This window comes from Paenibacillus yanchengensis (assembly GCF_042684845.1).
Lineage (GTDB): Bacteria > Bacillota > Bacilli > Paenibacillales > Paenibacillaceae > Pristimantibacillus > Pristimantibacillus yanchengensis.
The window spans coordinates 94,715-114,717 of the sequence record NZ_JBHUMH010000059.1; the positions used below are offsets into that span (position 1 = coordinate 94,715).

General features: G+C 39.5%; 17 protein-coding genes. 16 read left to right on the forward strand and 1 reads right to left on the reverse strand.

Features of this window, described 5'->3' with window-relative positions; all coding sequences use genetic code 11:
- Positions 1–21 precede the first annotated feature (21 nt).
- The 16 genes from ACFSTH_RS16690 (at position 22) to serC (ending at position 19,138) form a co-directional block, all read left to right on the forward strand.
- Complete coding sequence (locus ACFSTH_RS16690; RefSeq protein WP_377774915.1) at positions 22–1,182, forward strand: PLP-dependent transferase; 1,161 nt, start codon at positions 22–24, stop codon at positions 1,180–1,182.
- A gap of 214 nt (positions 1,183–1,396) precedes the next feature.
- Positions 1,397–2,533, forward strand: a complete 1,137-nt coding sequence (gene mqnC, locus ACFSTH_RS16695; protein ID WP_377774914.1) for a cyclic dehypoxanthinyl futalosine synthase — start codon at positions 1,397–1,399, stop codon at positions 2,531–2,533.
- Between the two features lie 85 nt (positions 2,534–2,618).
- Positions 2,619–3,563 (forward strand): sporulation protein YtxC, encoded by a 945-nt coding sequence (gene ytxC / locus ACFSTH_RS16700; RefSeq protein WP_377774913.1) that lies wholly within the window; start codon positions 2,619–2,621, stop codon positions 3,561–3,563.
- Positions 3,564–3,934: 371 nt separating this feature from the next.
- Positions 3,935–5,878, forward strand: coding sequence for a threonine--tRNA ligase (gene thrS, locus ACFSTH_RS16705; RefSeq protein WP_377774912.1), 1,944 nt, complete (start codon positions 3,935–3,937; stop codon positions 5,876–5,878).
- Positions 5,879–5,996: 118 nt separating this feature from the next.
- A complete protein-coding gene (locus ACFSTH_RS16710) occupies positions 5,997–6,593 on the forward strand; it encodes a 3D domain-containing protein (protein WP_377774911.1) in 597 nt (198 codons plus the stop codon).
- 64 nt (positions 6,594–6,657) lie between these two features.
- Positions 6,658–6,846 (forward strand): hypothetical protein, encoded by a 189-nt coding sequence (locus tag ACFSTH_RS16715; RefSeq protein WP_377774910.1) that lies wholly within the window; start codon positions 6,658–6,660, stop codon positions 6,844–6,846.
- A gap of 210 nt (positions 6,847–7,056) precedes the next feature.
- On the forward strand, positions 7,057–8,184 hold the full coding sequence (gene liaF / locus ACFSTH_RS16720) for a cell wall-active antibiotics response protein LiaF (RefSeq protein ID WP_377774909.1): 1,128 nt from the start codon (positions 7,057–7,059) through the stop codon (positions 8,182–8,184).
- Between the two features lie 6 nt (positions 8,185–8,190).
- Complete coding sequence (locus ACFSTH_RS16725; RefSeq protein WP_377774908.1) at positions 8,191–9,204, forward strand: sensor histidine kinase; 1,014 nt, start codon at positions 8,191–8,193, stop codon at positions 9,202–9,204.
- 17 nt (positions 9,205–9,221) lie between these two features.
- A complete protein-coding gene (locus tag ACFSTH_RS16730; protein ID WP_377774907.1) occupies positions 9,222–9,902 on the forward strand; it encodes a response regulator in 681 nt (226 codons plus the stop codon).
- Positions 9,903–10,093: 191 nt separating this feature from the next.
- Positions 10,094–11,695 carry a S1C family serine protease gene (locus ACFSTH_RS16735; protein WP_377774906.1) on the forward strand — a complete coding sequence of 534 codons (1,602 nt, stop codon included), beginning with the start codon at positions 10,094–10,096 and terminating at the stop codon, positions 11,693–11,695.
- Between the two features lie 87 nt (positions 11,696–11,782).
- Positions 11,783–12,484 carry a response regulator transcription factor gene (locus ACFSTH_RS16740; protein ID WP_377775004.1) on the forward strand — a complete coding sequence of 234 codons (702 nt, stop codon included), beginning with the start codon at positions 11,783–11,785 and terminating at the stop codon, positions 12,482–12,484.
- Positions 12,481–13,992 carry a sensor histidine kinase gene (locus ACFSTH_RS16745; RefSeq protein WP_377774905.1) on the forward strand — a complete coding sequence of 504 codons (1,512 nt, stop codon included), beginning with the start codon at positions 12,481–12,483 and terminating at the stop codon, positions 13,990–13,992. Before ACFSTH_RS16740 ends, ACFSTH_RS16745 begins: the two co-directional genes overlap by 4 nt.
- 28 nt (positions 13,993–14,020) lie before the next feature.
- Positions 14,021–14,971: a 4-hydroxy-3-methylbut-2-enyl diphosphate reductase gene (locus ACFSTH_RS16750; RefSeq protein ID WP_377774904.1), complete on the forward strand. Its 951-nt coding sequence runs from the start codon at positions 14,021–14,023 to the stop codon at positions 14,969–14,971.
- Positions 14,972–15,169: 198 nt separating this feature from the next.
- On the forward strand, positions 15,170–16,234 hold the full coding sequence (gene aroF, locus ACFSTH_RS16755) for a 3-deoxy-7-phosphoheptulonate synthase (protein WP_377774903.1): 1,065 nt from the start codon (positions 15,170–15,172) through the stop codon (positions 16,232–16,234).
- A gap of 309 nt (positions 16,235–16,543) precedes the next feature.
- Positions 16,544–17,968 carry a type I glutamate--ammonia ligase gene (gene glnA / locus ACFSTH_RS16760; RefSeq protein ID WP_377774902.1) on the forward strand — a complete coding sequence of 475 codons (1,425 nt, stop codon included), beginning with the start codon at positions 16,544–16,546 and terminating at the stop codon, positions 17,966–17,968.
- Positions 17,969–18,052: 84 nt separating this feature from the next.
- The gene (gene serC, locus ACFSTH_RS16765) at positions 18,053–19,138 is read left to right on the forward strand and encodes a 3-phosphoserine/phosphohydroxythreonine transaminase (RefSeq protein ID WP_377774901.1); all 1,086 of its coding nucleotides are present in this window, start codon (positions 18,053–18,055) and stop codon (positions 19,136–19,138) included.
- Between the two features lie 85 nt (positions 19,139–19,223).
- On the opposite strand, the gene ACFSTH_RS16770 is transcribed toward serC, so the two are convergent.
- Positions 19,224–19,943, reverse strand: a complete 720-nt coding sequence (locus tag ACFSTH_RS16770) for a response regulator transcription factor (RefSeq protein ID WP_377774900.1) — start codon at positions 19,941–19,943, stop codon at positions 19,224–19,226.
- Positions 19,944–20,003 lie beyond the last annotated feature (60 nt).

The following is a 20,003-nucleotide window of genomic DNA, read 5'->3' on the forward strand; positions in this document are numbered from 1 at the left end:
TTTGGAGGGTTAACAGCGATAATGAAACTAGAAACTGTTTTGGCGCAAATTGGTTCCATGGAAGAGAAACAAACGGGAGCTGTCAGTTATCCAGTATATTATGCTACAGCTTTCCGTCATCCAGAATTAGGTAAAAGTACAGGGTTTGATTATTCTCGTACGAAAAGTCCAACTAGAGCAGTATTGGAGGACGCAATTGCGAAGCTAGAGTGCGGGGATGCTGGCTTCGCTTGTAGTTCCGGTATGGCGGCTTTGCAAATTGTGTTTTCAGCTTTTAGTCAAGGAGATCATTTAATTGTATCGTTAGATTTGTATGGTGGTACGTACCGATTATTAGAGCAAGTCATGTCTCGTTTTGGCTTGACGGCATCCTATGTTGATATTAATAATTTGGATGAAGTAGAGCGTGTAAGGCAAGCAAGTACGAAAGCTCTTTTAATCGAAACACCAACGAATCCGCTAATGATGATGACCGATCTGGAAAAAGTAAGTAGCTATGCAAAAGAAAAAGGGTTACTGACGATTGTTGATAATACGTTACTAACACCGTTCTATCAACGCCCTATTGAACTAGGAGCAGATATCGTAGTACATAGTGCAACCAAGTACTTAGGTGGGCATAATGATGTATTAGCTGGACTAATTGTTACGAAAGGAAAGCAATTATCGGAGCAGATCGCATTTTTGCACAATTCGATTGGTGCGGTACTTGGACCGCAAGATTCATGGCTGCTGATGCGAGGAATGAAAACTTTGGCGCTTAGAATGGAGCGACACCAAGCAAACGCCCTTGCTTTGGCGGAGTACTTGGGGTCCCATGAAGCGATAGAGAAAATTTATTATCCGGGATTGCCAGATCATCAAGGGTACGACATTCAACAAAAGCAAGCATCGGGTAATTCCGGCATATTTTCTTTCCGAGTGAAAGATGAGCGCTATGTTGCTCCCATTTTACGTTCAATTCAATTAATCGCTTTTGCAGAAAGTTTGGGTGGAGTGGAGTCATTGCTTACTTACCCTCGAGTACAAACCCATGCGGATATTCCATATGAAGTACGGCAACAAATTGGAGTAGATGAAAAGCTGCTGCGCATTTCTGTAGGAATTGAACATATCGATGATCTTATTGCTGATTTGGAGCAGGCGCTGGCGGTTGCTCAAGCAGAAATCGAATCACTTTAACACTGATATTTAAAAGAACAAAAAAAACAATGAACGACAGTTTGCTGATGAAGCAAGCAGTCGTTCATTTTTTGTCCACAATTACCGTATATATCAAAGCGAATGGGTGACTAGGTTACTTTTATTGTGCTACTATTAGATAGAAAATACTTTAGAATAACACCATTATAATTTGTTTAAGGCGATTCTAATCTACAATAAAGGAGAGTTCGCAATGGCAGGAATTGATCATATATTAGAAAAAGCATTACGTAATGAACGAATAAGTATGGAAGATGCGATGGAATTACTTGCTTCAGATCAAATTGAAAAAATGGGGCACGCTGCTAATCAAGTGATGCTACGACATCATCCGGACCCAATTACGACATTTGTTGTTGGACGTAATATTAACTACACCAATGTTTGTGATGTGTATTGCCGGTTTTGTGCTTTTTATCGTTCACCCAAGTCGGATGAAGGATATGTGCTTGAAGATGACTTGGTGCTACAAAAAATACAAGAAACAATGGATGTTGGTGGTACAGAAATTTTAATGCAGGGTGGCACTAATCCTAACTTACCTTTTTCCTATTATACCGATTTACTTCGAAAAATTAAGCGAGCATATCCAGAAATTACGATGCACTCTTTTTCACCAGCGGAAATTCAAAAGATGAAAATAGTTTCGGATGGATTGACGCTGGATGAAGTTGTTGCTGAGCTGAAAGCAGCTGGTCTCGATTCTTTGCCAGGTGGTGGAGCGGAAATATTGGACGATCGAACAAGACGGAAAATAAGTCGTTTGAAAGGCTCATGGACCGATTGGATGGACGTAATGAAATCTGCTCATCGACACGGGATGAATACGACAGCGACGATGGTTTACGGTTTAGGAGAGACGATTGAGGAACAAGCACTCCACTTTCTTAGAATACGTGATGCTCAGGATGAATGTATCCGTAATGGTTATCCTTCGGCAGGATTTTTAGCTTTTATTTCATGGCCCTTCCAGCCTGATAATACCAATTTACGATTGGAGAAAGCAGCACCAGAGCAATATTTAAAAATAGTGGCAGTAAGTAGGTTAATGTTGGATAATATTAAAAACTTCCAATCTTCTTGGGTAACGATGGGACCGGAGATGGGAAAATTGTCCCTTCATTACGGATGTAATGATTTTGGCAGTACAATGATTGAAGAAAATGTTGTCTCCGCAGCAGGCACAACTCATAAAGTGAACATTGAATCGATCTTACAATTAATTCGTGAAGCGGGAAAAACACCTGCTCAACGTGATACGAAATATAATATATTACGTGTATTTGAGCAACATGAAAAGGCGGATAAAGACTTTATTATGCAAAATTAAACTCATACATATTAATGCCAAACTCTTCTTCGTATATATGGCTCTTTTGCACCATATACTTAAAACGGAAGAAGGGAGCGATATTATGGAGTTGTTTCGTATACAAGCGGTAGTGAATGGAGAGAGAAATAAAAAGTATATTGCGCAGCTACAACAATTATTGGCATGTGAAATGACAGTAGAGCTACATAAATATACTTTTGATACCGCTGGTGAACCGCTATTTGAACTCAATCTAAAGAACGATAATACGATCGTTTGTTTGCCTAAATTACCACAATTTCAACTTATAAAGCATGGACCAATCATTTATAAAGCAGCAGCGGCAATTGTCGCTGATTTTATCGTGCAGCATTTGGAATCACATATGATGGAACAAATGATTGCTCGAAAATATGCCAGTTATAGTAAAACCGATCGCGCTTCTATTTTGCAATTTAGTCAGATTGTTTTGCAAGGGGAAGATTGGGACGGATATGGTGCCAAATTTATCGAAGCAGATCAGAAACGTCGTAAGCAAGTCATTGCAACGGAACTATTCGACTATTGGTCAACGGATTCATTGCTATTGCTTGAAGGATTTACGACGTTTCGATTAGCAGCTTATCGACAAGAGTTGAATGAAGTGATTGAATATGCATTGGATGAATTCGTATTGGAAAAACAATATAAAGAATTTATTGATCTTCTTAAATATTTTGTTTATTTGCAGGACACGAAGCAGGAAGTTGTACACTTATTTCATTACAGTGGGCAGGACTTTACGTTGTATGATAAAAACTTTGAACCAATTACAGTAGAGCATAATTCAGATGCGATCGTAGCAGAAATGATTGAAACAGAAATGAATATGAATGATATGGTGCTCAGTTCACTCATTGCTGTATCACCTGCCAAAATTATCGTTCATACAAAAGTTCCGCAACAACAAATTATTCGAACGATAGCATCTATCTTCGAAAATCGAGTTACTGTTTGTTCCCAATGTGCCCATTGTAGTAAGCTGGCTACAGAAGGAAGTCAGCCTTGACGATTGAAACTAGAGCAGTATATAATAATTGTTGTAGCAATGATATGAAAACAGCGAAGATAAAGACATGTGCGAATCAAAGTATGTTCGTGGCAGAGAGAAGGAACGTTGGCTGAAATTCCTTTACGATCATCGATTGGCATACCACTTTGTAGCTGCATAATGAAACGTTGGAGCTTAAACACTGCTTCCATCAGTAAATTATGCCGTCTAATCCCCGTTACTGGATTTACAAGAGTTGGTGAAGGTCGTTGTAACAGAGACTATTCTCAACTGAAGTAGGGTGGAACCACGGGTAAAGCACAGCACTCGTCCCTTTGCGGGATGCAGTGCTTTTTTGTATGGGAAAAATGGAATTAATTTGCAGGAGGATGAACGAATTGAGTATTAATATTACATTTCCAGATGGAGCAGTAAAAGCGTATGATGCTGGAATTACAGTGGAAGAAATTGCAGGATCTATTAGTTCGGGATTGAAAAAAAATGCGATTGCAGGCAAAGTCAATGGTCAAGTAGTCGATGTTTATTTACCGATTGAGCAAGATGCTGCTGTAGAAATTGTAACGGTGGAAACAGAAGCAGGATTAGAAGTATATCGTCATAGTACTGCTCATTTACTTGCGCAAGCATTAAAACGAATCTATGGTGATGAAAACATCAAATTAGGAATTGGACCAGTAATAGAAGATGGATTTTATTACGATATTGATATGGAACAATCAGTAACACCCGAAGATTTGCAAAAAATCGAAAAAGAAATGAACAAAATTATTGGTGAAAATTTACCAATTCGTCGTAAAGAAGTAAGTCGTGCGGAAGCGATTGAAATATTTACAAAAATCAATGATAATTTGAAGCTTGAGTTGATTCATGATTTACCTGAAGACTCCGTTATTACAATCTATGAGCAAGGTGAATTTTTTGACTTATGTCGTGGTCCACATTTGCCATCTACGGGTCGAATTAAATCATTTAAGCTATTGAGTGTTGCCGGAGCATACTGGCGTGGAGATTCCAAAAATAAAATGCTACAGCGTATTTATGGAACAGCATTCCCGAAAAAAGCACAGTTAGACGAACATTTACATTTCCTAGAAGAAGCAAAAAAACGGGATCATCGTAAATTGGGTCGTGAATTACAAATGTTTACCTTTTCTCGAGAAGTCGGTCAAGGATTACCGCTATGGTTACCCAATGGTGCTAAATTACGTCGGACGATGGAACGTTACATTGTTGATTTGGAAGAAAAACTGGGATATGACCATGTTTACACTCCTGTATTAGCTAACGTAGAATTGTACAAAATTTCTGGGCACTGGGATCATTACAATGAAGATATGTTTCCAACGATGGAAATGGACAATGAAGAGCTTGTACTTCGTCCAATGAACTGTCCGCACCATATGATGGTGTATAAGAGTCAAATGCATAGTTATCGTGACTTGCCGATCCGAATTGCTGAACTAGGAACGATGCATCGTTACGAAATGTCTGGTGCATTGACTGGGTTACATCGTGTACGAGCGATGACACTTAATGACGCACATATTTTCGTTCGTCCAGATCAAATTAAAGAGGAATTTGCGCGCGTCATTAAACTAGTCCAACAAGTGTACAAAGATTTCGGTATTCATGATTATCGATTCCGTCTATCTTATCGTGATCCACAAGATACGGAGAAGTATTTCCCGGATGATAACATGTGGGAATTGTCGCAAAGAATGCTGCGTGAAGTTGTTGATGAAATGCAAATTCCGTTCTTTGAAGCAGAAGGCGAAGCTGCATTCTATGGTCCAAAACTAGATGTGCAAATTAAAACAGCGTTAGGAAAAGAAGAAACATTATCCACTGTACAATTGGACTTCTTATTACCAGAACGTTTCGAATTAGAGTATGTTGGAGAAGATGGTAAGAAGCACCGTCCAGTCGTTATTCACCGTGGTATTATTAGTACGATGGAACGGATGACTGCATTTTTGTTGGAAAATCATGCTGGCGCATTGCCATTATGGTTATCACCAATGCAAGCGAAAGTTATTCCAGTTTCTACCGTATATGAGCAATATGCCAAAGAAGTAACAGAGCAGTTGAAAGAAGCGGGAATTCGTGCAGAAAGCGATTTGCGTAATGAAAAATTAGGTTACAAAATCCGTGAAGCACAGCTTGAAAAAGCGCCTTACATGCTAGTTGTTGGAGAAAATGAAATGCAGGCGCAGTCGGTTTCGGTTCGTAAACGAGGCGAAGGTGACATTGGTACACTGTCTATTACAGATGCTATCGCTATGTTACAACAGCAAATTACTAGCAAAGAGTAGCCGAAAAAGATACTGTAAAACGTAATAGTAGTGAATTTTGGCTAAATGATAAAAGATAGTTTATGCATAACGCTTGTAGCTTAAGGGCATTATTCTTCTTAAGGAGGAATGGTCTCTTATGGCTGCAAGCTTTTTTTCTGTTTATGTTAAGCAATGGTGGCGTAACTATAAATATATAATAGTATTGCTATCGATTGTTACGGTTATTCCCTGTTTGGTAACTGGGAAGTCTGTCGTTGCTAGGGCAGCAGAAGCTATAGAGGATTCAGTACAAGTGGAAGAAAAACAACGGTCGGAACAGCATGTCGAGTTAGTGGTAGAAGTTATTGCGACAGGTTATACGGCAGGCATAGAATCCACTGGAAAAAATGCTGATCATCCTGCTTATGGTATTACTTATTCTGGTGTAAAAGTAGTTCGTAGCCAAGTATCAACTATTGCTGCCGATCCACGCGTTTTTCCAATTGGTTCCCTATTATATATTCCTGGTTATGGCTATGGCATTGTAGCTGATACAGGAAAGGCGATCAAAGGAAATCGAATTGATTTGTATTTTGAAACAGTGGATGATGTGTATAGTCAGTGGGGGAAACGAACGGTGCAGGTGCAAGTGTTAAAGCGTGGTGATGGAAAATTGTCACAGGAGTTAGTAAATGAATTGAATGACATAGTCGAAGTAAATAAGTCTATCCCACTTTATTATTTGGAATCATAAGGAAGGGATGAATACGATATAAATTCGCAATAATAAGGATAGATACAAGGAGGTGGAAAATACAATGGCTCAAAATAAACGCAATAAAAATAACAACAATAACAACAATAATAACAATAATAACAATAAAAACAATAATCAAGAAAATAATAATCAAGTAGAATTCGCTGAGGAATTTGAACAAAACAATAAAGAAGTAGAGAACCAAAGTGTAGCGAAGCAACGTAACATTCAAAAAAACCAACTTCGTTAATTGTTTAACAAACGATTTGTCGATTCGATTTTTCTAGGATAACCGCCTAATGTGTCTTCTCCAAGACGACATTAGGCGGTTTTTTGCGTCTTATCTGGGTAGCAGGCAAATCAGTCTTAAGTCTGAGCATAAGTTCAATCGCACGACTCTATATATGAACAGTGTTGTTGTATATACTAAATATATAAACGAAGACAGGAGTTGAGCAAGATGAACAAAAAGATGCTAAGTCGTTTTTTTACAGGTGTTGCAGTAATTGGCGTTGGAGTCGTCATTTTATTACAACAGCTTGGCTTTCTACATATATCACTTGGAAGTTTAATCTCCTTATTGTGGCCTGTTATTCTTATATATGTAGGGGGAGAAGCTATTCTTACGAGTAAGCGCCATGAAGGTTGGTGGGGGTATATCGTCCTCGGATTAGGTATTGTTTTTCTCGGTCGTAATTTTGGGTGGTTCTTTATTTCCATCGGTACGCTTATTAGATTCGCTGTGCCAATTGCAATTATCGCTTACGGGCTCAAAATGATGTTTAAACCACGTGAGAAGCAACATGAGCCACCAGAAGAAGAATGGAAATATTACCAAACACGCAAAGATGATTCGTATAATGTGCCACCTGCTCCACCACTTCACCCAGACCCAACGAAGCATGTGCAAGAACAACCAATCAATGAGCAACAGAACAACGATCAGCAACAACATAGTTATAACCAACAACAAAACAATCAGCAGTACAACTACGAGCAACCAAATAGCTATGAACAACAGCATTTTGACAAAAGCAATGGTTATCGTCAACCAAATAATGAACATTACAATCATGCACGCAGGCAAGCTGAGAAAGATAAATATAAATACAAAAAGTATGACGAATATGATGAATATGATGAGTATGATTATTATGATAAAGAAGATGGGGCAGACTGGTACCGACATATAGGTCGTGATAAACGTAAAACGGAGCACCGGAATACTTTTATTGGAGATATTCATGTTGGTGATGAGTATTGGGAAGTTAAACCACTTAATATATCTAGTTTTATCGGAGACACTACGTTGGACTTAACGAAAGCAGATATTCCGCCAACGGAAACGAAAATATATGTATCTTCTTTCATCGGTGATGTCAAAGTATATTTACCTAACGATTATGATATTGCGATCCAAGTTGTTTCTAGCGCCTTTATTGGTGAAGTGAAATTGATGGGCAAAAAAGAAGGCGGTATGTTTACCAATGTTAAAGTAAATTCACCGTATTATGAACAGTCTACCCATCGGATAAAACTAATCGTTAGTACCTTTATAGGGGACGTACGAGTAACAAAGGTAGGTTGATCCGTCATGTTTATTAAAATTATCCGCAGTAACAAATGGGAATGGATCGGTTTGTTTATGCTGGGATCAGCAATTATGCTAGGAGCGATGTACTGGATATGGAATGGTGTAAGCACGCATAGAAGCATCGGAGAAGCGCGGATTTATTCCGTGCTGCTTTTTTTGCTGCTAAGCGGTATTTATGGTTACTACTTGGCACAACGATTTTCAGGTAGACTGGAGACGCTCCACTTGGCATTGAAACAAATGGCAAATGGAAATTATGAAGTACGGATACCGGAAGAAGGAAATCAGTCGGTCATTCGCTTGTATCGTCAATTTAATGAACTAGCGACATCTATGGAAGAGAAGATGATTCAACTCCAACGATTAGGGGAAACGCTAGTTATGGAGCAGGTAGCGTCCAATGAAGAAGCGGTATTAGAAGAGAGAAAGCGGCTTGCTCGAGATTTGCATGACTCTGTAAGTCAGCAATTGTTCGCGATCCATATGTGTGCATCTTCTTTATCTCGATTGCAGCAAACTGATTTTGAGAAAGCGGAAGAAGTGATGGAACAGTTAGTTACGATGTCAACACTTGCCCAAAAACAAATGCGGAATTTTATAGCACAATTAAGACCGATGGAGTTGGAAGGCAGGACACTATATGAAGCATTGGACAAATGGTTTCCCGATTATTGTCGCCAAAATAATTTGCAAGGTGAGCTGGATTGGCGAATAAGTGATCCAATTAGTGAAGCGAAAGAGCACCAGCTGTTTCTGATTATACAAGAAGCGATGGCTAATATTGTGAAGCATGCAAGAGCAGATCACTGCAAACTTACAATTAGTGATTCCAAACGGCAAATGGTTGTTTATTTATCAGATAATGGCGTTGGGTTTAATGTGGATAAAGTGGAACGTGGTTCATATGGACTGTCAACGATGCAAGAACGAGCGATAAAATTAGGTGGAGACGCTGAAGTTATTAGTAAAATAGGCAGCGGTACAAGAGTAAAAATAATGATACCTAAATTGTAAAGAAGGAGTCAATTAATATGGGAAACACACCTAGTGATAATATAGGTAACATAATTAAAGTGATGCTAGTAGATGACCATGATATGGTTAGGATGGGACTTCGAACGTATTTGATGTTGGAAAAATCGATAAGTATAGTTGCGGAAGCCAATCATGGACAAGCAGCTATCGACTGGTTAGAAGCATGTGAGCAGCATAACCAGCCGGACATTATTTTAATGGATATGATGATGCCAGTACTGGATGGGATTGCAGCGACACGTCAAATTACTGCTGCTTATCCAGCTATAAAAATAGTAATGTTAACTAGCTTTTTGGAAGATGATAAAGTGTATGAAGCGGTGGAAGCGGGAGCGGTTAGTTATGTGCTAAAAACGGTAGCCGCAGAGCAATTAGTTCAAGTCATTATCGGGGCGATGAATGGAATGCCAGTAATGGCATCGGAAATTTCACAAGCGTTGACACGTGGGTTAAGACAGCAAGCGACACAAAACAGCGAGCATGAAGGAATGACCGAGCGAGAAAGAGAAGTACTGCTGTTAATAGCCGAAGGAATGTCTAACAAAGACATTGCGGAAGAACTGCACATTAGTATTAAAACGGTTAAAACACATGTCAGCAATTTATTAATGAAATGCAATTTAGATGATCGTACGCAGCTAGCAGTATTGGCACATAGACGTGGATGGGTAAAATAACAAGTAAATGGATTTATTAGTATACTAATTGGTTGAAATGTTGCTGGAATTGGAATGGTTCATGTCGCAGTTGAGAAAATTATGTTAAATTAATGTAATTTTAAGTTTGTTTTAATCTAAATTGTGCATCATAAATATAGTGATTATGAACAATCATTATTTTTATTGATTGTCTCAAGGAGGAGAACAAAATGGACGAATATAATAAAAAAGATGAGAATAATAACTTAACCAACGATATAAACAATGATACAAATAACGACACAAACAAAGATAGAAATGATAACTCCGATCAGCATGCAGAGCAGCCGAATTCGTCGTCAACTTATTATTATGCCTATGGGTCGTCTTTAAATAATCGCAATCATCGACCAGAACAGATGACAGAGGGGGAGCCGGTATCGCGAGATGAACAATTGCGTACAGTGAAAGCAGAAATCAATCCAGCAACTCCACCGCCGCCGTTAACGCAGCAGCAATCTTCAGGAACACGTCCATTTACAACGTCTGGCACGATGAATAATGGGAATTGGAAAGTAGCGGCACCACCAAAACGTCGCTCGTTTGCCTCTTATTTTATTGCCTTTTTGGCTGGAGCATTAGTTGTCGGCGGACTGATGTATACGGCAGATGTTCGTAATTGGTTTGGTGGAAATACGCCAAGTGCGACGCAAGAAGCTCAACGACCACAAACGGTAGACAATTCTGGCGGTGATACTCCAGCGAGTGGCGGTACTGCTGTAACTTCTAATTTTAATTTGCCTAGCAATATATCACAGCTATTTCAACAAAGTAGCCCAGCAGTTGTCAAAATAGAAACATTTGAGCAACGGCAAGCACAAAGACGAGGAGCAAGTTTGTTCGATGATCCGTTCTTCCGTCAATTTTTTGGTGATAATTATGTGATACCAGAAGAGACAGAACAAGGCGGTCGTGTACAAACGGGCATTGGTACTGGATTTATTTTTGAATCGGATGGATATATATTGACGAACCAGCATGTGGTCGGTGAATCCAGCGAAATTTTAGTGACGATTCAAGGTCATGAAGAGCCACTAAAGGCAAAATTACTAGGTGCTAGTTATGAATTGGATTTGGCAGTTATTAAAGTAGAGGGAGCGGAAGCTAATAGTTTCCCTACATTACCATTAGGCAGCTCAGATGATATCGGGATTGGCGACTGGGTAGTGGCAATTGGTAATCCTTATGGATTTGATCATACAACAACTGTAGGAGTTATAAGTGCCAAAGAACGACCGATTGATATTGCCGATCCACAAGGGGATAGACATTACAAACATTTGCTGCAAACAGATGCTTCAATTAATCCAGGAAACTCCGGTGGTCCATTGCTGAACTTGGCTGGCGAAGTGGTTGGCATTAATACAGCAGTTAGTGCGCAAGCGCAAGGAATCGGCTTTGCTATTCCGACAAGTACGGTGCAAAATGTACTCGCTGATTTAAAAGCTGGTAATGAAATCGCTAAAGAACCGGCTCCATTTGTCGGTATACAGGGAGAAACGGTAAACGAAGAAATTGTGCAACAATTCGGATTGAAAAATGTAACAGGTTCCATTATTGTCAATGTCATTTATAATTCACCAGCTTACAAAGCAGGTCTGAAGCAATATGATATCATTACATCTGTCAATGGTACATCGTATAAAACATATCCAGAACTGCAAAAAGCAATTACAGAGCTACAAGTAGGTGAAGTAGCCAAGTTCGAAATTATTCGACAAGGTGAAGTAGAAGTGATTGAAGTGGAGATTGGCGATATGAATAAAATGTAAATGATAGTTTGAAGTTATGTTAATATAGTGGGAAGCGTAGAGAGTAAGTATTCTCTGCGCTTTTTTCGAAAATGGAGGATGAACGAGATGCAGCGTGCGCAAATATTAGTAGTAGATGATGATCCGAGAATTATCTCGTTGTTGAGACGGAGTCTTACATTTGAAGGGTATGAAACGATTACAGCAGATAACGGTGCGGAAGGGCTGCAAGTGCTGTTAAATAAAGACCCTGACTTGATTATATTGGATGTGATGATGCCACAAGTAGATGGTTGGGAAGTGTGTCGCCGAGTGCGCGAGAGTGGAAGTCTTACACCGATTCTGATGCTGACTGCCAAGGATGAAGTAGATGCTCGAGTAAAAGGGCTTGATCTTGGAGCTGATGACTATTTGGTTAAGCCATTTGCATTAGAAGAATTGTTAGCACGAGTGAGGGCATTATTACGCCGCAAAACAGAAAAAGCAGAAGAAGTAAATAAACTGACGTTTGAAAAGTTGATCTTAGACTTGGATGCACGTGAAGCGATCCGAGATGGACGGACAATTGAACTAACATCCAAAGAATATGATCTGCTATATTTGTTTATGAATAACCCAAGGCGAGTGTTAACACGTGATAATATTATGGAGAAAATATGGGGTTACGATTTCAGTGGAGAGTCGAATGTACTGGAAGTGTATATCGCTATGCTGCGCCAAAAATTAGAAGAAGGTGGAGAAACGAGGATAATTCAAACTGTTCGTGGAACAGGTTATGTGCTGCGTGAAAAAGGTGGACAAGAGTTATGACCATCCGGTTACGTTTAACGCTGTGGTATTCTGGCTTACTAGCAGCTACCATTTTAGTGCTCGGTGCCGCTATTTATTATATTGTGCAATGGAATACATATTCCACTGTAAAACAGCAGCTAGTGGAACATGACCGAAGTCTAGATATTACTGGTACAGCGATATTTAATCAGTCTGATTGGAAAATTGATTTGAATGTCAGTCGTAATACATTTAAAGATGAAAAGGATATATTTATCCAACTTATTAATTATCGGGAAGGGGTTATCGCTCGTTCTAATAATATCGTAAGGCAAAACTTTGATTTACCTTATCCCGAACAATCAGACAATCAAGCGGTTGGTTTTAAAAAAGTAAAAGTAGACATTAATAAACAAAAATTTTCGATGCTTATTCATCAGCGACCGATTCCATTCCAGGGGGAAACGATTGGACTATTGCAAATAGCGGCATTTACGTATAACGAGGAGCAAGTGTTAAGCAATCTGCGAACGATATTTATTATTGCATCTTTAGCGATGCTGATGATTGCTTTTACATTGGGGCTTGTTATAGCTCATCAAGCATTACGACCAATTGAACGAGTCATTCAAGCAACGAGACAAATTGAAAAAGGTTCAGACCTCAGTATGCGTATACCATACACAGGTCCCAAAGATGAATTAAATGCACTGGTGCATACGCTTAATACGATGCTGTCTCGCTTGGAAGTCGCCTACAATGAACTAGATGAAGCATATAAAGCACAGCGTCGCTTTGTATCAGATGCTTCTCATGAGCTGCGAACACCACTAACAACGATTCGCGGCAATATTGATTTGCTGCAGAAAATGGCGGAAAAAGTGCAGGATGAAAGTAAACAACAGCTGCAAGAAGCGGCGGGTGACGGTAGCTATTGGTTAATGAGTAAAGAAGCGATGGATGATATATCTGCGGAAGCAAAACGAATGAGTCATTTGGTAAATGATTTGTTGGCACTTGCTCGTGCAGACGCTGGTTATGTGATGCAGAAGCAGCATATATTTTTATTTCCACTTGTAGAAGAAGTCATTCGAAGAGCGCAGTTACTGCCGCATACGGTAGAGTGGAAAGCGAGTAAGCTGGATTTGCTGCACCAAGTAAAGGTGTATGGTAATTATGAATATTTACAGCAATTACTATTTGTGTTTATAGAAAATGCCTTTAAATATACACAGGAAGGTAGTGTGGAGCTATCAGTTATACGTGGTGAGAAACAAATTGGAATAGTCATTGCGGATACGGGAATCGGTATGAATTCTGATGAAATTCCATACGTCTTTGACCGGTTTTATCGTGCAGATGAATCGCGCGGTGAAACGCCAGGTACAGGGCTTGGACTTTCGATTGCAAAATGGATTATTGATGAACATAAAGGTTCTGTGGAAGTAGTTTCTGGTGAAGGTAAAGGAACGATCTTTACGATTTGGCTACCGATAGCCTATGCGGAACTGGATGCTTCGTCTATAATAGAAGAGACAACGGATTGAGTATTATTTAGAAAGCAGGTGTTTGGGAGTGGAAATAGTAAAAATATCGCCTCGCGGTTATTGTTATGGGGTAGTCGATGCGATGGTAATCGCTTTGCAAACCGTTCAAAATAAAGAATTGCCCAGACCTATCTACATTTTAGGTATGATCGTTCATAATGCCCATGTTACAGAAGCGTTTGAACGTGAAGGTGTTATTACGCTGGATGGAGAGAATCGTCTTGATATATTAGATCAAGTTAATGAAGGTACAGTTATCTTTACGGCACATGGTGTATCGCCAGAAGTACGGAAGGTTGCGAGAGACAAAGGGTTGACGGTTGTTGATGCAACTTGTCCAGACGTGACCAAAACACATGACTTGATCAAGGAAAAAACTGCGGAAGGATATCACGTTATTTATATTGGAAAAGCGGGACATCCGGAACCAGAAGGAGCAATTGGCGTTGCGCCTAATGAAGTGAAATTAATTGAACGTGAGCCAGATATCGCTTTATTAGACTATACTTCTGATCAAAAGCTGATTATAACAAATCAAACGACGATGTCGCAGTGGGACACTCGTCACTTGATGGAAAAGCTACAAGAAAAATTTCCACATGCGGAAGTACACAACGAAATATGTATGGCTACCCAAGTGCGGCAAGAAGCAGTAGCTGAGCAAGCAGGGCAAGCTCAACTATGTATTGTCGTTGGAGATCCGCGCAGTAATAACTCCAATCGTCTTGCGCAAGTATCAGAAGAAATTTCCGGTGTGAAAGCATACCGAGTGGGCGATGTGTCAGAAATTAAACAAGAGTGGCTTGCAGGAATCGAACGAGTAGCTATAACTTCGGGTGCCTCAACACCAACTTTGTTGACGAAAGAAGTTATTACTTATTTGGAAGCATATGACCATAATGATCCATCTACTTGGGAAATCAAACGCACCGTTCAAATGGATAAGTTATTACCGAAAATTCGTACAAAGTCTGTTTAATGGGAAGAATTGCAGTTTAAAAGCATCTATATAGAGCGATTATTAATCGAGCTGTATAGATGCTTTATTTAGATATTGACGAACAGAGTTAAATGTTCTATAATTGCTTTAATAGATAAAAGCGAGAAAGCAAGAAAGCCAGAAAGCAGGAAAGCGTCGATGTGAGGATGTGCCTGCATAAAAAGGAGAATATAAATAATGATAGTAGTAACTAAAGCTAATATTGCAGATACAGTAATTGATGAAATTGTGGCTCAGATAGAAAAAGCAGGGGTAGAAGCGCACGTATCCAAAGGGACTGATCGTACAGTTATAGGAATCATTGGTAGTGCATCGCCAACACTTGCAGAACATTTGCGTCAAATGAAAGGTGTAGAGAATGTCGTGAAAATTTCTAAATCTTATAAACTAGCAAGTCGTGATTTCCATCCAGACGATACTATTATTGATATTAAAGGTGTAAAAATCGGTGGCGAAAATTTAGTTATTATGGGTGGACCATGTGCGGTGGAAAATCCAGAACAAATCGATGAAATTGCGCGCTTAGTAAAAGCAGCTGGTGGTCAAGTGCTACGTGGCGGCGCATTTAAGCCTAGAACAGGTCCATACAGCTTTCAGGGTGTAGGTGTTGAAGGGCTAAAAATGATGGCAGAGGCGGGCGAGAAACACGGTTTGCTGACGATTACGGAAGTAATGACGCCTGAGTATGTTGATATTTGTGCCGAGTACGCAGATATATTGCAAGTAGGTACACGTAATATGCAAAACTTTGACTTACTTCGCAAGTTAGGCACGATCAAAACGCCAGTATTACTTAAACGTGGATTTAGTTCTACGTATGATGAGTTTTTAAATGCAGCAGAATACATTTTGGCAGGTGGCAATCCAAACGTTATGTTGTGTGAGCGTGGTATTCGTACATTTGAAACATATACTCGTAATACACTAGACTTAACAGCAGTGCCAGTATTGCAATCACTTAGCCATTTACCGGTTATTTCTGATCCAAGTCATGGAACTGGTCGTCGTGAATTAGTAGAACCAATGTGTAAAGCTTCTGTAGCTGCTGGAGCAAACGGCTTAATTGTAGAAATGCATACAGATCCAGACAATTCAGCTACAGGTGACGGGGTACAATCGTTGTTCCCAGATCAATTCGCTAATCTTTTGAAAGATTTGGAGAAACTAGCTCCGCTTGTCGGCAAACGTTTTGATACAGAAAAAGCTCCGGCAGACGCATTTTTGAAGTGGAATAAGTTCTAAGTTCCTGACGCAGTGTGTATAAGCTTCTTGGTACTGTTCAGTTCATTTTTATGCTGAATAAATGCCAAGAAGTTTTTTTATTTCAGTGCGATGATATAAAACCCAAATTACGGTGACGAAATGTAATATTGTTATAGCAACATTAAATTTACAGGTCATGTTAGAATAGCTAACATAAGAAACACAAATAGCTGACATAACTATTGACGACATGGAAAGTGGGGAATTATAATAACGACATAGTTTTGCAAAAAATTGAACGATCTAGTTCAAAATTTGTGCAAACGTTCGGAAATGGAGGAAGTTTTCATGTCAGTAGAAAAGGTTTTGCAGCACATCCAAGAAAGAGATATTCAATTCGTTGATTTTCGGTTTGTTGATATTGCCGGCAGAGCACATCATATTACACTTCCGGCATCAGAAGTGGATGAAAGCACATTTGAACAAGGCGTTGCTTTTGATGGTTCATCTATATCAGGATTTCGTAGTGTAGAAGAGTCTGATATGGTGATGATGCCTGACACTTCTGCAACATATGAAGATCCATTTATGCTGCAACCTACGCTTAATATTATGTGTAGTGTTCATACTCCTGATGGTGTTCAGTACGAACGAGACCCTCGTTCCATCGCTCAAAAAGCGGAAGCATTTTTGAAGCAGTCAGGTGTAGGAACTACTGCCTTTTTTGCACCAGAATCGGAATTTTTTATTTTTGATGATGTCCGTTTTGAAAGTTCGATGCAGCGATCCTTTTATAGTGTAGATTCTGAAGAAGCAGGATGGAACAGTGGTCGTGAAGAAGTTGGCGGCAATCTTGCTCATAAGGTGAAAGTAAAAGGTGGTTATGTACCAGTTGCACCGATCGATTCGCAACAAGATATCCGTAATGAAATGGTATCGACGATGCAAGAAATAGGTCTACGCGTGGAGAGACACCATCATGAAGGTGGTACGGCAGGACACTCAGAAATAAATTTTCGATTTGATACATTAACAAATTCTGCTGACAATTTAATGAAATATAAATATATTGTACAAAATGTAGCACGTAAGTGGGGAAAAACGGCTACGTTTATGCCCAAGCCATTATTCGGAGAAAACGGTAGTGGAATGCATGTCCACTCTTCTATTTTTAATGGGGAACAACCTCTTTTTTATGAAAAGGGGACGTATGGCAACTTAAGTGAGCTGGCAATGCATTATATTGGTGGATTGTTGTATCATGCTCCAGCATTAATTGCGCTGACGAATCCAAGTACGAATTCTTTTAAGCGTCTAGTGCCTGGGTATGAAGCGCCAGTTAACTTAGTTTTTTCAAGAGGGAATCGTTCGGCTGCCATCCGAATTCCTATCGCTGCTGTAACGCCAAAAGGTTGTCGTGTTGAATTCCGTACACCAGATTCTACAGCGAATCCGTATCTTGCGTTTGCCGCTATGTTATTAGCAGGATTGGACGGTATCAAACGTAAGCTTGATCCTGTTGCGCTTGGTTATGGACCGTTCGATAACAATATATATGAACTGCCTGAAGCAGTGAAGAGAGAAGTACGTAGTGTACCAGGTACACTGGATGAAGCTTTGAACGCGCTGGAAGCAGATAGTGAGTTTTTAACGGCTGGTGGTGTATTCTCACCAGACTTTATTAGCAACTATATCCAATTGAAGCGGCAAGAAGCAAGAGAAGTATCGATTCGTGTTCATCCTCATGAATATAGTCTTTATTATGACTGTTAAGTGATTTTTGTTTAGCATCTACGTTCTAATTTGTGCTACTATGAAATATAAAAGAGATTTGCTCAAGTGGAAGGAGATTATACGATGAAACGCGCATTTAATTTTAATGCTGGTCCAGCGGCATTGCCTTTGTCAGTATTGCAAAAAGCACAAGAACAATTTGTAGATTTTAACGGTGCGGGTATGTCCATTATGGAAATGTCACATCGCAGTGCAGCTTATGAACAAGTGAATAATGAAACAGAGGCTTTGGTTCGCAAATTACTACAAGTACCAGATAATTATAAAGTATTGTTTATGCAAGGTGGGGCTAGTACTCAGTTTGCTATGCTACCGATGAACTACTTAACGGCAGGCAAACAAGCTGCTTATGTCGATACTGGTGCATGGGCTGGTAAAGCAATCAAAGAAGCTGAACTGATTGGTAACACAGTAATAGCAGCGTCATCAGCGTCAGATCAATATATGAAGATGCCAGCGCTTGACCAACTTTCGTTAGATAGTAATACAGCTTATTTGCACCTTACTTCGAATGAAACAATTGGTGGAACGCAGTTCAAAACTTTCCCGAATACAGGGAATGTGCCACTAATAGTTGATATGTCTAGTGATATTTTGAGTAGACCACTTCAAATAGAGCAATACGGCATGATTTATGCAGGAGCGCAAAAAAACTTAGGACCATCTGGTGTAACGCTAGTTATCGTTCGTGAAGATCTTGTTGCTGCAAGCAATAAGGAAATTCCGACGATGTTCCGTTACAGTACGCATGCGAAAAGTAATTCGCTATATAATACTCCACCATCTTATTCGGTTTATATGATGAAGCTTGTTTTAGAATGGATCGATGAAATGGGTGGCGTGGACAAGCTTGCTGCATATAACGAGCATAAAACGAACCTTATTTATAATGTGATTGATAATAGTGATGGCTATTACCGAGGATGTGCTGATATAGATAGTCGTTCACGGATGAATATTACGTTTAGAATGGCTAATGAAGAGCTAGAAAAACAATTTGTGAAAGAATCCGAGCAAGCGGGATTTGTAGGATTGAAAGGGCATCGTGATGTAGGTGGGCTACGTGCATCTACTTACAATGCGGTACCAACTGCAAGTTGTGAAGCACTTGCTCAATTTATGGTTGATTTCCAAAAACGTAACAATTAATGCAAATGATTGATAGGTAAGCAAATAAACACTGCTTCGTTTCATCCTGTGGAGAGGATGAGGGAAGCAGTGTTTATCCGTTAACTTAACTGATGCAACTTTCGTCGCGACCAATTGGATCGATCATTTTGTAACCAACGTTGCGAACTGTCATAATGTATTCAGGGTTACGCGCATTTTTTTCTATTTTGTCTCGCAAGTGACTAATATGAACGTCTACAATTCTCGTATCACCGAGGAAGTGGTAATCCCACACGCCATGCAATAATTGTTGTCTACTCAATACTCTACCTTTGTGTTCACAGAGGAAGTGCAGTAATTCAAACTCTTTTGGTGTAAGTTCAATAGGCTGTCCATCCAAAATAACTTCTCGTTTTTCTACAAATACTTGCAGATTTCCAATGGTATAAGTAACTTCTTCGGCTATGCCAGGGATCGGATGAAGTCGTCTGAAGAGTGCGTTGATTCGTGAAATCAATTCTTGTGTACTAAATGGTTTCGTCATGTAATCATCTGCGCCGTTATCTAAGCCGATAATTTTGTCTGTTATATCTTGCAGAGCGGTTAACATAATAATCGGAACTGCATTATTTTGTTTGCGCAATTCTCGGCATACCTGAATACCATCCATTTTGGGAAGCATTAAATCAAGTATAATAAGGTCAGGCCTGAACGTATAAAGCATCTCAAACACAGCTTCACCGTCATGAACGCACTTTACGTCATACCCGGCTAAATTAAGATTAAATTGTATTAGGGTAACTATTGAAGGCTCATCATCGACTACTAATATTTTTTTGGACATGGAGTTTCTCCTTTGTATCCGTTATAGTAAGTTTATTATGCATGAGCAAAGTATGCGTAG

Excerpts from the sequence above, each read along its gene's own strand:
- ACFSTH_RS16690 (WP_377774915.1), top strand. The coding sequence starts at position 22 with ATGAAACTAGAAACTGTTTTGGCGCAAATTGGTTCCATGGAAGAGAAA.
- ACFSTH_RS16740 (WP_377775004.1), top strand. The coding sequence starts at position 11,783 with ATGCAGCGTGCGCAAATATTAGTAGTAGATGATGATCCGAGAATTATC.
- ACFSTH_RS16735 (WP_377774906.1), top strand. The coding sequence starts at position 10,094 with ATGGACGAATATAATAAAAAAGATGAGAATAATAACTTAACCAACGAT.
- ACFSTH_RS16745 (WP_377774905.1), top strand. The coding sequence starts at position 12,481 with ATGACCATCCGGTTACGTTTAACGCTGTGGTATTCTGGCTTACTAGCA.
- ACFSTH_RS16715 (WP_377774910.1), top strand. The coding sequence starts at position 6,658 with ATGGCTCAAAATAAACGCAATAAAAATAACAACAATAACAACAATAAT.
- liaF (WP_377774909.1), top strand. The coding sequence starts at position 7,057 with ATGAACAAAAAGATGCTAAGTCGTTTTTTTACAGGTGTTGCAGTAATT.
- ACFSTH_RS16730 (WP_377774907.1), top strand. The coding sequence starts at position 9,222 with ATGGGAAACACACCTAGTGATAATATAGGTAACATAATTAAAGTGATG.
- ACFSTH_RS16710 (WP_377774911.1), top strand. The coding sequence starts at position 5,997 with ATGGCTGCAAGCTTTTTTTCTGTTTATGTTAAGCAATGGTGGCGTAAC.
- ytxC (WP_377774913.1), top strand. The coding sequence starts at position 2,619 with ATGGAGTTGTTTCGTATACAAGCGGTAGTGAATGGAGAGAGAAATAAA.
- glnA (WP_377774902.1), top strand. The coding sequence starts at position 16,544 with ATGTCAGTAGAAAAGGTTTTGCAGCACATCCAAGAAAGAGATATTCAA.
- ACFSTH_RS16770 (WP_377774900.1), bottom strand. The coding sequence starts at position 19,943 with ATGTCCAAAAAAATATTAGTAGTCGATGATGAGCCTTCAATAGTTACC.
- ACFSTH_RS16725 (WP_377774908.1), top strand. The coding sequence starts at position 8,191 with ATGTTTATTAAAATTATCCGCAGTAACAAATGGGAATGGATCGGTTTG.
- mqnC (WP_377774914.1), top strand. The coding sequence starts at position 1,397 with ATGGCAGGAATTGATCATATATTAGAAAAAGCATTACGTAATGAACGA.
- serC (WP_377774901.1), top strand. The coding sequence starts at position 18,053 with ATGAAACGCGCATTTAATTTTAATGCTGGTCCAGCGGCATTGCCTTTG.
- thrS (WP_377774912.1), top strand. The coding sequence starts at position 3,935 with ATGAACGAATTGAGTATTAATATTACATTTCCAGATGGAGCAGTAAAA.
- aroF (WP_377774903.1), top strand. The coding sequence starts at position 15,170 with ATGATAGTAGTAACTAAAGCTAATATTGCAGATACAGTAATTGATGAA.